This window comes from Variovorax sp. CF079 (genome assembly GCF_900101545.1).
In the GTDB taxonomy this organism is placed as follows: Bacteria; Pseudomonadota; Gammaproteobacteria; order Burkholderiales; family Burkholderiaceae_C; genus Variovorax.
Genome location: NZ_FMZU01000015.1, coordinates 1 through 12532, shown reverse-complemented (window position 1 = coordinate 12532; position 12532 = coordinate 1). Strand labels below are relative to the sequence as shown.

Genomic DNA, 12532 nt, shown 5'->3' with positions numbered 1-12532 from the left:
CCGCAATCCCTGCTGTGACGTTTGGCAACGATCTTCACCGTCGGGACAGTCCACTTCCGCTGCGGTTGGCGCGTTGGTTGGTGGACATGGGCGGTATTCGCCCGTCCTCAGGAGTCCTTGTGAACCTCAACCGTTCTGTCTTCTTCAAGTACGCCGCGGCCGGTGCCGTGGCAGCCGCGGCGCTCTTCGCCGCAGCTTCGGCCAATGCGGGTGTGAGCTGGTCAGTGGGTGTCAATGCACCAGGCCTGGCCATCGGCGTGGCCGAACCTGGTCCGGTTTACTACGAACCCGCCCCCGTCTATTCGCGCCCCGCACCGGTCTACTACCAGCCCGCGCCGCCTGTGTATTACCGTCCGCCCCCGCCTGTGTACTACCGTCCCGCACCCGTGTATTACGGGCCGCCCGCGCCGGTGTACTACGGCCCCGGCTACCGCCACGGGTACCGTCATCACCACCGTCGGGATTGGGACGATCGGGACGATTGAAGTCGGAAGAGGCAAGCGCCGATTCACCGCAGCATGCAGAACGGCCGGCCTTCGACGCCGGCCCAGACGCATGCGCGGATGCACGCAATCACGATGCGAGGATCCTGCACGGAAGGGATTCTTGTCATGACGATGAGCATGGCTTTCTCTTTATGCATTCCCGATGCGATGGCTCACGTCGCCCAATGCGAATAGTGAAGCACCACATAACCGAGCGAATGCCAGAAGTGGGCTTCGGCCTGGCTGTTGGTGAAGATCCTCGAGCCATTCAGCCCGAGGCATTCGTAGCCCCAACCCACTCCTGCCGAATCCAGAATGATCTTGTCCATGGCGCGCCTCCAATGCTTGAAGGTATAGGCGTTCACGGCCCTGGAAGCCAGCAGCCCGCGGCTGACCGCCTCGTCGGCCCCGGTGCGGATGTCTTGTCCGGATTCATCCGGTCTGCGGGCGTCGGCTGCGGCTGACACGCGTGCGCGAATGTCTCTGCCGGGTCCACGAATGAGATGCATGGCGAGAAGCCATGGTGCCCGGGGCCGGAATCGAACCGGCACACCTTTCGGTGGGGGATTTTGAGTCCCCTGCGTCTACCAATTTCACCACCCGGGCACGGAAGGAAGGCAGCTCAAAATTATGGCACAGTGCCTTCCATGCAATATCCGACGATTGAAGACGCGATCGGCAAGACGCCGCTGGTCGCGCTGCAGCGCATCGACGCGGCCGCCAACGCGAAGCGCGGCAACGTGATCCTGGCCAAGCTCGAAGGCAACAACCCGGCCGGCTCGGTCAAGGACCGGCCGGCGCTTTCGATGATCAAGCGGGCCGAGGAGCGCGGCGAGATCAAGCCCGGCGACACGCTGATCGAGGCGACCTCGGGCAACACCGGCATCGCGCTCGCGATGGCGGCGGCCATCAAGGGCTACCGCATGGTGCTGATCATGCCGGAGGACCTGTCGGTCGAACGCGCGCAGACCATGAAGGCCTTCGGCGCCGAACTCGTTCTGACGCCGAAGAGCGGCGGCATGGAATACGCGCGCGACCTGGCTGAGCAGATGGTGGCGCAGGGCAAGGGCCGCGTGCTCGACCAGTTCGCCAACCCCGACAACCCGCGCATCCACTACGAGACCACGGGCCCCGAGGTCTGGGCCGACACGGGCGGACGCATCACGCACTTCGTGAGTGCGATGGGGACTACCGGCACCATCACCGGCGTCTCGCACTTCCTGAAGGAGAAGAACCGCGAAGTACGCATCATCGGCGCGCAGCCCGAGGAAGGCTCGCGCATCCCGGGCATCCGCAAGTGGCCGGAGGAGTACCTGCCCAAGATCTACGAGCCCAGCCGCGTCGACCAGCTGGTCCATGTGAGCCAGGACAATGCCGAGGAGATGTGCCGCCGGCTCGCGCGCGAGGAGGGCATCTTCGCGGGCATTTCGTCCGCCGGGGCGCTGTGGGTGGCGCTGGAGATCGCCAGGACGGTCGAGAACGCGACCATCGTCTTCGTGGTCTGCGACCGCGGCGACCGCTACCTCTCCACCGGCGTGTTTCCCGCCTGAACGCGCCATGTCCGAGCACAAGTTCTGCCCGGCCTGCGCCACGCCGCTGGCGCACATCGAACTGGCCGAGGACGGCGGGCCGAAGTCGCGCCTGCGCTGCCCGTCCTGCGGCTGGACCCACTGGAACAACCCGACGCCGGTGCTGGCCGCGATCATCGAGTACCGCGGCCAGGTGCTGCTGGCGCGCAATGCCGCGTGGCCGCACAAGATGTATGCGCTGATCACAGGCTTCATGGAGGCCGGCGAGACGCCGCAGGAGGGCATCGCGCGCGAGATCAAGGAAGAGACGAACCTCGACGCCAGCGCGCTGAACCTGGTCGGCGTGTACGACTTCCAGCGCATGAATCAGGTGATCATTGCCTACCACGCGGTGGCCGATGGCGAGGTGCGCCTGTCGCCGGAACTGGTCGATTACCGGCTCTACGAACTCGGCACCCTCAAGTGCTGGCCGGCCGGCACCGGCTACGCGCTGGCCGACTGGCTGCGCACGCGCGGACACGAACCCCAGTTCATGGACTGGCCGCGGCCGGCAACCCCCGTGGCCGAATGAGCTGCCTAGAATCGACGCAGCTTCAAGGACAGGACAAGGCGATGGACATCCACAAAGAAATCGACACCCGCGGACTCAACTGTCCGCTGCCCATCCTGAAGGCCAAGAAATCGCTCAACGAGATGCAGAGCGGCCAATTGCTGAAGGTGGTGTCCACGGATCCGGGCTCGGTGCGCGATTTCCAGGCTTTTGCGCGCCAGACCGGCAACGACCTGGTCGAGCAGCAGACCGTCGGCACCGATTTCATCCACGTGCTGCGCCGCCGCTGACGGTGCCGCCGTGAAGCGCAGCGCCCGCATTGCCGTCCTGGCGCTTGCGCTGCTCGTCGCGGCCGCGCTGCTCACGTTGACCCTCTGGAGCGACGGCATGCCGCCCGATCCCCCGCATCGTCCCCTGTCTTCCGAGGCGATCCCGCTCGCGGTGCTGGGCGATTCGAACAGCCACTCCTACCAGGACCATGCCTGGTTTCCCGCTGATACGACCGAGCGCGGCGGCGCATGGCGTTCGCGCGCCTTCCAGTGGACCGAGGTGCTCGCGCGCCTGCGCGGGCAGCAGCTGGACCTCGGGCCGTGGGTTCTCTGGGGCCGGCCCGGCGTCGTGGCCCAGGCGCGCGAGTGGCTGGGCCTGCGCGGCGGCCGGGCGCCGAAGAAGGAGGACTATTTCTACAACTTCGCGAACTCCGGGGCGGCCTGCAAGAACCTCATGGGCGGCCGGTTTCGCCAGGCGCCACGCCTCGTCGCACTGATGGACGAGGAGCCCGAGCGCTGGATGCGCGGCGTGGTGGTGATCCGCATCGGCCTCAACAACTGGGGTGGCCTGCTGGATCTCCAGGCGCGCGACCCTTCCGCGCCTGAACTGCGTGCCGCCACGGCCTATTGCGCCGGCGAGATCGGCGCGGCGGTCGCGTTGATCCATGCTTCGCACCCTTCGACGCGCATCCTGCTGGTGGGCATCGGCAACGAAGCGGACGATCCCGCCAACTTCGATCGATGGCAGTCGGCAGCCGAAACCACGAACATCGGGACTGCGCTCGACGGCTTCAATGCCGCCATCCGCCGGCTGGCCGACAGCGACCCGCGCCTGGCTTATTTCGACGATCTCGCGTGGTTCCAGGCCCACTGGGGATCACGCAGCGCCGATGGCAAGCCGGACTACAAGACGGTGGCGATCGGTTCGACGCTGCACGTGACGAACACGATTGGCGATGATCCCCGCAACGCCCTGCTGGCAGATCGCCATTCGGGGCTGGTGTGGAACGCCTTGTGGGCGCAAGCCCTCGTGGCGCGCCTGCAGGACGTTTTCGGTCTGCCGCTGACGCCGATAGCCGACGAGGAGCTGGCCAGCTTCCTCGAGCCGCTGGCGCTGACGAATCCGCCTAGAGCTCCAGGCTCTTGAGGTAGGCGCGGAATTCGCCGCCGACTTCCGGGTGCGCGAGCGCGAGCTCGACGGTGGCCTGCAGGAAGCCTTCCTTGCTGCCGCAGTCGTAGCGCACACCCTGGTAGGCATAGGCGTAGACCGATTCCTTCTTCATGAGCGCGGCGATGCCGTCGGTCAGTTGGATCTCGCCGCCGGCGCCCTTGGGCTGGTTGCGGATCTCCTCGAACACGCCCGGCGTCAGGATGTAGCGGCCCGCCACGCCGAGGCGCGAGGGCGCGTCCTCCGGCTGCGGTTTCTCGACCATGCGGTTGACCTTGACCAAGCCTTCCTCGACCGTGTCGCCGGCCACGATACCGTAGCGCTTGACGTGTTCGAGCGGCACTTCCTGCACCGCCAGCAACGAGCCGCCGAGCCTGCCGAAGGCGCGCGTCATCTGCGCCAGCACGGGCTCACCGTTCTCGGGGCCGACCATCAGGTCATCGGCCAGCAGCACTGCGAAGGGTTCGTCGCCGACCAGGTGTTCGGCGCACAGCACGGCGTGCCCCAGACCCAGCATGCGGGGCTGGCGCACATAGGAGCATGTCATGTCGTCCGGCATCACCGAACGTGCAATCTTGAGCAGCGCGAGCTTGTTGCTGGCCTCGAGTTGGCTTTCGAGCTCGTAGGCGGTGTCGTAGTGATCCTCGATCGCGCGCTTGTTGCGCCCGGTGACGAAGATCATGTCGCGAATGCCGGCGGCGTAGGCTTCTTCCACCGCGTACTGGATCAGCGGCTTGTCCACCACCGGCAGCATTTCCTTGGGCTGCGCCTTGGTGGCTGGCAGAAAACGGGTGCCGAAGCCTGCGACGGGAAACACGGCCTTGCGAATGCGCGCTGGTGAAGTGGACATGGGCTTTGCGTCTGATCGGGGAAGATGGATCGGAGGAGGGCGGCGCCTCGGCGCCGAACCCGAATACTAAAGCTCTCCGATGTCGAGCGTCTGTCAGCCGAGGCGCACAAGCTGGTCGCGCAGCCGTTCGAGCGTGGCGCTGAAGTCCGCGAGCCGCTTGCGCTCCTGCTCGATCACCGCGGGCGGCGCCTTGGCGACGAAGGCTTCGTTGCTGAGCTTCGCGTTGACCTTGGCGATCTCGCCTTCGATGCGCGCGATCTCCTTGCCGATGCGCGCCTTCTCCGCGGCCTTGTCGATTTCCATGTGCAGGCAGATGCGTACGCCGCCGACCACCGCCACCGGCGCCGCTTCGGCGGCCGCTGCCCAGTCGGCCGCGTCGTCGAAGACCTTCACTTCCTTGAGCTTGGCCAGCGCCTGCAGCACCGGTGCGGCATCGCGCAGGAAGGCGCTGCTTGTCGCATCGTCGGCCACGGCGTAGAGCGGCAGCCGGGTGGCGGGCGACACGTTCATCTCGCCGCGCAGCGTGCGGCATGCATCGACCAGCGACTTGAGCCGCGCGACGTGGGCCTCGGCCGCTTCGTCGATCTTCTCGGGCTGGCTCTTCGGATAGGCCGCGATCATGACCGATTCGCCTCCGCGGCCGGCCACTGGGGCCACCTTCTGCCAGAGCTCCTCGGTGATGAAGGGAATGACCGGGTGCGCCAGGCGCAGCAGCGTTTCGAGCGTGCGGATCAGCGTGCGGCGCGTGGCGCGCTTCTGCGCATCGTCGCCCTGCTGGATCTGCACCTTGGCGATCTCGAGGTACCAGTCGCAGAACTCGTCCCATGCGAACTGGTAGATCGCGTTGGCGACGTTGTCGAGCCGATAGTCTTCGAAGCCCTTGGCCACCTCGGCCTCGACACGCTGCAGCTGCGAGCTGATCCAGCGGTCGGCCTGGCTGAATCGGAGGTAGCCGTGGGCCGGGCCGCCGACGGCGCATTCTTCCTTGGTGTGCTCGCGCAGGCCGCAGTCCTGGCCTTCGCAATTCATCAGCACGAAGCGCGTCGCGTTCCAGAGCTTGTTGCAGAAGTTGCGGTAGCCCTCGCAGCGCTTGGGGTCGAAATTGATGTTGCGGCCCAACGAGGCGAGCGACGCGAAGGTGAAGCGCAGCGCATCGGCGCCGAAGGCCGGGATGCCGTCCGGGAATTCCTTTTGCGTGTTCTTGCGCACAGCGGGTGCGGTCTCGGGCCGGCGCAGGCCCTGCGTGCGCTTGTCCAGCAGTTCGGGCAGCGCGATGCCGTCGATCAGGTCGACCGGGTCGAGCACGTTGCCCTCGGACTTGCTCATCTTGTGGCCGTGCGAGTCACGCACCAGGCCGTGGATGTAGACGTGCTTGAAAGGCACCCGGCCGGTGAAGTGCTTGGTCATCATGATCATCCGGGCGACCCAGAAGAAGATGATGTCGTAGCCCGTGACCAGCACGGTCGAAGGCAGGTAGAGGTCGTAGTCCTGCGTTTTTTCGGGCCAGCCGAGCGAGGAGAAGGGCACCAGGGCCGACGAATACCAGGTGTCGAGCACGTCTTCGTCGCGCACGAGCTTCTTGCCCGGCGCCTTGGCTTGCGCCTCGGCCTCGTCGTGGGCCACGTAGACCCGGCCCTCTTCGTCGTACCAGGCCGGGATCTGGTGTCCCCACCAGAGCTGGCGCGAGATGGTCCAGTCCTGGATATTCTCCATCCAGTGGTTGTAGGTGTTGACCCAGTTCTCGGGCACGAAGCTCACTTCGCCCGAGCGCACCGCGTCGATGGCTTTCTGCGCGATCGACTGACCGCCGGCGTCGGGCTTGGTCATCGCGACAAACCACTGGTCGGTCAGCATCGGCTCGACCACGGCACCCGTGCGTGCGCAACGCGGCACCATGAGCTTGTGCTTCTTGGTTTCGATCAGGAGGCCGAGCGCCTCGAGGTCGGCCACCACCGCCTTGCGCGCCACGAAGCGATCGAGCCTGCAGTACTTTTCGGGCGCGTTGTCGTTGATCGTGGCGTCCAGCGTCAGCACGCCGATGGTCGGCAGGCCGTGGCGCTGGCCCACGGCGTAGTCGTTGTGGTCGTGCGCGGGCGTGACCTTGACCACGCCGGTGCCGAATTCCTTGTCGACGTAGTCGTCGGCGATCACCGGGATCAGGCGGTCCACCAGCGGCAGCTTGACGCGCCGGCCGATCAGTTGCTTGTAGCGTTCGTCCTCGGGATGGACCATCACGGCGACGTCGCCGAGCATGGTCTCGGGCCGCGTGGTCGCCACGGTGAGTGAGCCCGAGCCGTCTTCGAGCGGATAGGCGATGTGCCAGAGGAAGCCGTCTTCCTCTTCGCTCTCGACCTCGAGGTCGCTCACCGCGGTCTTGAGCACAGGGTCCCAGTTCACCAGCCGCTTGCCGCGATAGACCAGGCCTTCTTCATAGAGCTGCACGAAGGTTTGCGTGACGACCTTCGAGAGCTTCTCGTCCATCGTGAAGTATTCGCGGCTCCAATCGACCGTGTCGCCCATGCGGCGCATCTGGTTGGTGATGGTGTTGCCCGACTGCTCTTTCCACTCCCACACGCGGGCGACGAAGTTCTTGCGGCCCAGGTCGTGGCGGCTGATCTTCTGTTCCTGCAGCTGGCGCTCGACCACGATCTGGGTCGCGATGCCCGCGTGGTCGGTGCCTGGCACCCACAGCGTGTTGTCGCCCTTCATGCGGTGGTAGCGCGCGAGGCTGTCCATGATCGTCTGGTTGAACGCATGGCCCATGTGCAGCGTGCCGGTCACGTTCGGCGGCGGCAGCTGGATCGCAAAGGAGGGCACGTCGTCCTTTGGTTGCCCGGTGCCGCGAAAGCCCGCGACCGCGTAGCCGCGCCGCTCCCACTCGGGACCCCAGTGCGCCTCGAGGGCGGCAGGTTCGAAGGATTTGGAAAGGCTCTCGAGGCCGGGTTGGGACAAGGTGTCGCTCATGGCGGTGCAAAGACGAGCGGCATCCCGCAGGATGCCGCTGGTGGGGGTGGATGAGCGAAGGATTTTATTCGACTGCGGCGCGCGACGTGTTCAACGCGTGGGCACGTAGTTCACCGGCAGCCAGACGTAGCCGCTGCCCTGCGAGCGCAGCCGGCCGACGCCGGGGAAGGAGATGTGCGCGCCTCCCACCAGGTAACCTTGCATGGCAGCTTCTGCATAGGCCCTTCTGCGCTGCACGGCCGCCGGCCGGGAGTCGGTGTCGAACTGGATGGTGATGGATGGATTCTCGAACTGGACGGCGGCCACGTGCATCAGGTCGCCCCAGAACACCATCTTCTGGCCCTTGCTTTCGGCGACGAAGATGCTGTGGCCTGGCGTGTGTCCACGTGCCGCCTTGGCCTTGATGCCGGGCACCAGATCGGTGTCGCCGTCGAAGGGCTTGAACTTGCCGGCTGCGATGTAGGGATTGAGCGAAGCCACCGCGCCCTGGAAGAAGCCCTTCGAGTCGGCCGGCGCCTTGTCCATGTTCGCCTGGCTGAGCCAGAAATCGGCGTCGCGCTGGTCGGCTCGCACCGTGGCATTGGGAAAGGCTGGCTTGTCGCCTGCTGCCAGGCCGCCCACGTGGTCCGGATGCAGGTGGGTGATGTAGATCTCGTCCACCTGCTCGGGCTGGTAGCCCGCCGCCTTGAGGTTGGCCGCGAGGCGGCCCAGCGTCGGACCGAACAGGCCGCCGGCGCCGGTGTCGATCAGCACCAGCTTCTCGCCGGTGTTGATCAGATAGCCGTTCACCGAGGTTTCGAGCGGGCTCTGGAGATAAGACCTGGCCAGCGTCTTCTTCACCTGCTCGGGCGTAGTGCGCGTCAGCAGCTGGTCCACCGGCAACGCCACCGTTCCGTCGGACAGGGCCGTGACCTCGAAGTCGCCGACCATCAGCCGGTAGAAGGCCGGCGCGGTTTCCTTGGCAAGGGGTGCCGCCGCATACGTCGCGGTGGGTGTCCACAGTGCGGTGGCCGCGCAGGCGGCGACAAGAACGAAAGCGCTGGTTCGCAGAAGGGAGGCAGCCTTCATCGCAGATCTCCTGGGAGTGGGGTTGGAAGCAGGGCGGACTCTACCGCTTCGAGAGCAGTCCGTCCGGGCCCGAAGATAATTCGGAGATGCTGTTTTTGATCTCGCCTGCCAAGTCGCTCGACTACGACACCCCGGTACCCGATGCGCTGCCCGCCACTCAGCCTCGTTTCGAAGGGCCGCGCGGCCCGGCCGCCGAGCTGATCAAGCTCCTGCGGCAGAAGTCGCCGCAGCAGATCGCCGAACTCATGCACCTGTCGGACAAGCTGTCTGCGCTCAACGTGGCTCGCTATGCGGCCTGGGCTTCCAAGGGGACGGAGAAGAACGCGAAGCAGGCCGCGCTGGCTTTCGACGGCGATGTCTATGGCGGGCTCGACGCCAAGACCCTCAGCACAGAGCAGCTCGCCTGGGCGCAGGATCATGTGTGCATCCTGAGCGGCCTCTACGGCGTGCTCCGGCCTCTGGATCGGCTGCAGCCCTACCGGCTCGAGATGGGCACGCAACTGGCCAATGGCCATGGCAAGGACCTCTATGCTTTCTGGAACTCGCGCATCGCCGGCTACTTGAACGAGCGCCTCCAGGCGGACCGCACGCCGGTCGTGATCAACCTGGCTTCGCAGGAGTACTTCAGGTCGGTCGACCAGAAGGTGCTGAGGGCTCGGGTGATCGAGTGCGTGTTCGAGGAGTGGAAGAACGGCAAGTACAAGGTCATCAGCTTCTTCGCCAAGCGCGCCCGCGGCCTGATGGCGCGCTGGGCCGTGCTGCACAGGGCGGCCACGCCCAAGGTGCTGGAGAAGTTCGATCTCGAGGGCTATGCCTTCGACGCCGGGGTATCGCTGCCCGAGCGCTTCGTATTCAGGAGGAAAGCGGCATGAGTCTTGGGCAGGCGATCAGTCCCGAGCTGCGCGAGTGGGTCGTCGCGCAGCTCGCCGCGGGGCATTCGGTACCCAGCCTGCGGGCTTCAATGCGCGATGCCGGCTGGCATAGCGAGGTGGCGGACGCCGCGCTGGCCGAGGTCGAGGCGCAGGCTGCAGGCGCGGCGGCCGTCGCGCCGCCGCGCACCGCGATGCCGGGGCCGGACCTGTCGACCTCGCCGCTGTATATCGACACCGGCGATCGCCGTGTCCAGGTGCTCCAGACCATGCTCCATCCACGCGTGGTGGTGTTCGGTGACCTGGTCTCCGACGAGGAATGCGAGGGCCTCATCGCGGCCGCGCGGCTGCGGCTCGCGCGTTCCCTCACCGTCGAGACCCAGACCGGCGGCGAGGCGCTCAACGTCGATCGCACCAGCGACGGCATGTTCTTCGAGCGCGGCGAGAACGTTTTCGTCGCTCGGCTCGAGCAGCGCATCGCGAAGTTGCTCAACTGGCCGCTCGAGTTCGGCGAGGGCTTGCAGATCCTGCGCTACAGTCCCGGCGCGCAATACCGGCCGCACTACGACTACTTCGATCCCGCGGAGCCCGGCACGCCGACCATCCTGCGGCGTGGTGGCCAGCGCGTCGCGACGCTCGTGATGTACCTGCAGGAGCCTGAACTGGGCGGCGCCACCACCTTTCCGGACGTCGGGCTCGAAGTCGCGCCCAAGCGCGGCACCGGCGTCTTCTTCAGCTACGAGCGCCCCGATCCTGCGACGCGTACGCTGCATGGCGGGGCCCCGGTGCTCGCGGGCGAGAAGTGGGTCGCGACCAAATGGTTGCGAGAGCGCGAATTCATCTAGCTCACCAGAGCCCGCGGCGCTCCTGCGGGTTGTCGACGACGTTATGAAACTGACAGCCAACGGCATCCAGATCGAGGTCGAAGACAGCGGAGGCGCTGGACGCCCGGTGATTCTTCTGATCATGGGCTTGGGCATGCAGCTCATCGCCTGGCCGGACGCCTTCGTGCAGGCGCTGGCCGATGCCGGCTTCCGGGTCGTGCGCTACGACAACCGAGACATCGGCCTGAGCCAGACCTTCGATGAGGCAGGCACCGGCAACCTGGTCTGGCAGAGCGTGCGGCAGCGCATCGGCCTGCCGGTGCACTCTGCCTACACCTTGCAGGACATGGCGAACGATGGGCTGGGCGTGCTCGATGCGCTGGGCATCCGCCGCGCCCACGTGGTGGGGGCGTCGATGGGCGGGATGATTGCCCAGCGGCTGGCCGCCTCCGCGCCGCAGCGCATGACCAGCCTGGTCAGCATCATGAGTTCGAGCGGCGCACGCAATCTGCCGGGTCCGCGGCCCGATGTGGCGGCTGCACTCATGCGGCGTCCGGCCAGCCGAACCGAGGCCGCACTGGTGGCGCACAGCCTGGGTTTTGTTCGCCTGATCGCCAGCCCTGCCTATCCGCAGGAAGAGCGGGTGCTGACCGATCGAATCACCCGCGGGCTGAGACGGGCGTACCGGCCGGCGGGCATCGTGCGGCAGATGCTGGCAATCGGTGCTGATAGCGGCCGCGAAGCCCTGCTGGCGCGCATTGCCAGCCCCACACTCGTCCTGCATGGCGATGCCGATCCACTGGTGCCCATCGCCTGCGGCCAGGATACTGCGCGGCGCATCCCGGGCGCGCACTTCGTGTCCGTGCCTGGCATGGGACATGACTTGCCGCCGCAGGTGGTCGACATCCTTTTGCAGCACATCGTCCCCTTCTTGCAGACAGCCGAGAAACGCGCATGAGCCTCGACAACACTCCCGAACAATCCCAACTGGGCCGCGCCTCGGCCTACGTCGATCGCTACGACGCCGGCCTGCTGTTTCCGATTTCGCGTGCAACGCAGCGCGAAGCCATGGGCATTGCGGCCAACGCGCTTCCCTTTTTTGGCGCCGATCTCTGGACAGCTTTCGAGCTGAGCTGGCTCAACCTTCGCGGCAAGCCGCAACTGGCTATTGCGCATTTCACGGTGCCCTGCGAGACGCCCAACATCATCGAGAGCAAATCCTTCAAGCTCTACCTCAACAGCTTCAACAGCACGGTGTTCGCCGATGCGGAAGCGGTGCGCGAACGCCTGCGCGTGGACTTGAGCGAAGCGCTGTGGCGCGGCAGCGACCGTGCTGCAGGCGTCGGCGTGAAACTGGTGGCCCCAGACATGTTCGACCGCGAGCAGGTACATGAACTCGACGGCCTCGATCTCGATCGGCTCGACATCGAGTGCACGCACTACCAGCCGGCGCCTGAACTGCTCGCGAGCGACGCGACGCAGGTCCCCGTGACCGAGACGCTCACCAGCCGCCTGCTGAAGAGCAACTGCCTCGTAACCGGCCAGCCCGATTGGGGCAGCGTGCAGATCCGCTATAGCGGGCCGCCAATCGATCAGGCGGGTCTGCTGGGCTACATCGTGAGCTTTCGCAATCACAACGAGTTCCACGAGCCCTGCGCGGAACGCATGTTCTGGGACATCTGGCGCCGCTGCCAGCCGACGAAGCTGGCCGTCTATGCCCGCTACACCCGGCGCGGCGGGCTCGATATCAACCCGTTCCGCACCAGTTGGCCGCAGGCGCTGCCGGCCAACACCCGCATGGCGCGGCAGTAGATGCTGGGGCCGCACGCAAAAAGTTGGGTGGGCAGTTGATCAGCGCTCAAAAACCGTGTCATAATCGAAGGCTCCGCTCAAGACGGCGAGCAGCTTGGGATCCTGAAGGGATCCGAGGTGGCGAGGCTGGGGTGAGTGGGGTGG

The 12532-nt window shown here is 66.1% G+C and carries 13 protein-coding genes and 1 tRNA gene; 9 read left to right on the top strand and 5 right to left on the bottom strand.

What is annotated here, in order from left to right:
• Positions 1–119: 119 nt before the first annotated feature.
• Entirely contained in the window at positions 120–485 is a 366-nt protein-coding gene (locus BLS74_RS20075; RefSeq protein ID WP_093108915.1) for a hypothetical protein, read from the top strand.
• 173 nt (positions 486–658) lie between these two features.
• Here the strand turns inward: BLS74_RS20075 and BLS74_RS33930 are convergent, their stop codons facing one another.
• Positions 659–994, bottom strand: a complete 336-nt coding sequence (locus BLS74_RS33930; protein WP_139191719.1) for a hypothetical protein — start codon at positions 992–994, stop codon at positions 659–661.
• A 12-nt stretch (positions 995–1006) separates the two neighbouring features.
• Positions 1007–1091 (bottom strand) — tRNA-Leu (locus BLS74_RS20070).
• 41 nt (positions 1092–1132) lie between these two features.
• On the opposite strand from BLS74_RS20070, the gene cysM reads away from it, so the two are divergent.
• Genes cysM through BLS74_RS20050 form a run of 4 tightly spaced genes read left to right on the top strand, consistent with a single transcriptional unit; the run spans position 1133 to position 3980 of the window.
• On the top strand, positions 1133–2035 hold the full coding sequence (gene cysM / locus BLS74_RS20065; RefSeq protein ID WP_093108914.1) for a cysteine synthase CysM: 903 nt from the start codon (positions 1133–1135) through the stop codon (positions 2033–2035).
• Between the two features lie 7 nt (positions 2036–2042).
• A complete protein-coding gene (locus tag BLS74_RS20060) occupies positions 2043–2585 on the top strand; it encodes an NUDIX hydrolase (protein ID WP_093108913.1) in 543 nt (180 codons plus the stop codon).
• A gap of 41 nt (positions 2586–2626) precedes the next feature.
• Positions 2627–2854, top strand: a complete 228-nt coding sequence (locus BLS74_RS20055; RefSeq protein ID WP_093108912.1) for a sulfurtransferase TusA family protein — start codon at positions 2627–2629, stop codon at positions 2852–2854.
• Between the two features lie 10 nt (positions 2855–2864).
• Positions 2865–3980, top strand: a complete 1116-nt coding sequence (locus BLS74_RS20050) for an SGNH/GDSL hydrolase family protein (RefSeq protein ID WP_093108911.1) — start codon at positions 2865–2867, stop codon at positions 3978–3980.
• Here the strand turns inward: BLS74_RS20050 and galU are convergent.
• From galU to BLS74_RS20035, 3 genes are all read right to left on the bottom strand, one after another.
• Complete coding sequence (galU, locus tag BLS74_RS20045) at positions 3961–4851, bottom strand: UTP--glucose-1-phosphate uridylyltransferase GalU (protein ID WP_093108910.1); 891 nt, start codon at positions 4849–4851, stop codon at positions 3961–3963. The two genes, BLS74_RS20050 and galU, sit on opposite strands and share 20 nt — an antisense overlap.
• A 93-nt stretch (positions 4852–4944) precedes the next feature.
• The gene (locus tag BLS74_RS20040; protein WP_093108909.1) at positions 4945–7815 is read right to left on the bottom strand and encodes a valine--tRNA ligase; all 2871 of its coding nucleotides are present in this window, start codon (positions 7813–7815) and stop codon (positions 4945–4947) included.
• A gap of 90 nt (positions 7816–7905) precedes the next feature.
• On the bottom strand, positions 7906–8883 hold the full coding sequence (locus tag BLS74_RS20035) for an MBL fold metallo-hydrolase (protein ID WP_093108908.1): 978 nt from the start codon (positions 8881–8883) through the stop codon (positions 7906–7908).
• 86 nt (positions 8884–8969) lie between these two features.
• Between BLS74_RS20035 and yaaA the strand changes: the two genes are divergently transcribed.
• Genes yaaA through queF form a run of 4 tightly spaced genes read left to right on the top strand, consistent with a single transcriptional unit; the run spans position 8970 to position 12388 of the window.
• Positions 8970–9755 (top strand): peroxide stress protein YaaA, encoded by a 786-nt coding sequence (gene yaaA, locus BLS74_RS20030; protein WP_093108907.1) that lies wholly within the window; start codon positions 8970–8972, stop codon positions 9753–9755.
• On the top strand, positions 9752–10597 hold the full coding sequence (locus BLS74_RS20025; protein ID WP_093108906.1) for a 2OG-Fe(II) oxygenase: 846 nt from the start codon (positions 9752–9754) through the stop codon (positions 10595–10597). The genes yaaA and BLS74_RS20025 overlap by 4 nt, the downstream gene beginning before the upstream one ends.
• Before the next feature lie 43 nt (positions 10598–10640).
• Entirely contained in the window at positions 10641–11534 is an 894-nt protein-coding gene (locus BLS74_RS20020) for an alpha/beta fold hydrolase (RefSeq protein ID WP_093108905.1), read from the top strand.
• On the top strand, positions 11531–12388 hold the full coding sequence (gene queF, locus BLS74_RS20015; RefSeq protein ID WP_093108904.1) for an NADPH-dependent 7-cyano-7-deazaguanine reductase QueF: 858 nt from the start codon (positions 11531–11533) through the stop codon (positions 12386–12388). The genes BLS74_RS20020 and queF overlap by 4 nt, the downstream gene beginning before the upstream one ends.
• Positions 12389–12532 lie beyond the last annotated feature (144 nt).

What these genes read in the sequence shown, in the direction of transcription:
- BLS74_RS20055 (WP_093108912.1), top strand. Translation starts at nt 2,627, where the DNA reads ATGGACATCCACAAAGAAATCGACACCCGCGGACTCAACTGTCCGCTG.
- galU (WP_093108910.1), bottom strand. Translation starts at nt 4,851, where the DNA reads ATGTCCACTTCACCAGCGCGCATTCGCAAGGCCGTGTTTCCCGTCGCA.
- queF (WP_093108904.1), top strand. Translation starts at nt 11,531, where the DNA reads ATGAGCCTCGACAACACTCCCGAACAATCCCAACTGGGCCGCGCCTCG.
- yaaA (WP_093108907.1), top strand. Translation starts at nt 8,970, where the DNA reads ATGCTGTTTTTGATCTCGCCTGCCAAGTCGCTCGACTACGACACCCCG.
- BLS74_RS20040 (WP_093108909.1), bottom strand. Translation starts at nt 7,815, where the DNA reads ATGAGCGACACCTTGTCCCAACCCGGCCTCGAGAGCCTTTCCAAATCC.
- BLS74_RS20035 (WP_093108908.1), bottom strand. Translation starts at nt 8,883, where the DNA reads ATGAAGGCTGCCTCCCTTCTGCGAACCAGCGCTTTCGTTCTTGTCGCC.
- BLS74_RS20025 (WP_093108906.1), top strand. Translation starts at nt 9,752, where the DNA reads ATGAGTCTTGGGCAGGCGATCAGTCCCGAGCTGCGCGAGTGGGTCGTC.
- BLS74_RS33930 (WP_139191719.1), bottom strand. Translation starts at nt 994, where the DNA reads ATGCATCTCATTCGTGGACCCGGCAGAGACATTCGCGCACGCGTGTCA.
- BLS74_RS20060 (WP_093108913.1), top strand. Translation starts at nt 2,043, where the DNA reads ATGTCCGAGCACAAGTTCTGCCCGGCCTGCGCCACGCCGCTGGCGCAC.
- BLS74_RS20020 (WP_093108905.1), top strand. Translation starts at nt 10,641, where the DNA reads ATGAAACTGACAGCCAACGGCATCCAGATCGAGGTCGAAGACAGCGGA.
- cysM (WP_093108914.1), top strand. Translation starts at nt 1,133, where the DNA reads ATGCAATATCCGACGATTGAAGACGCGATCGGCAAGACGCCGCTGGTC.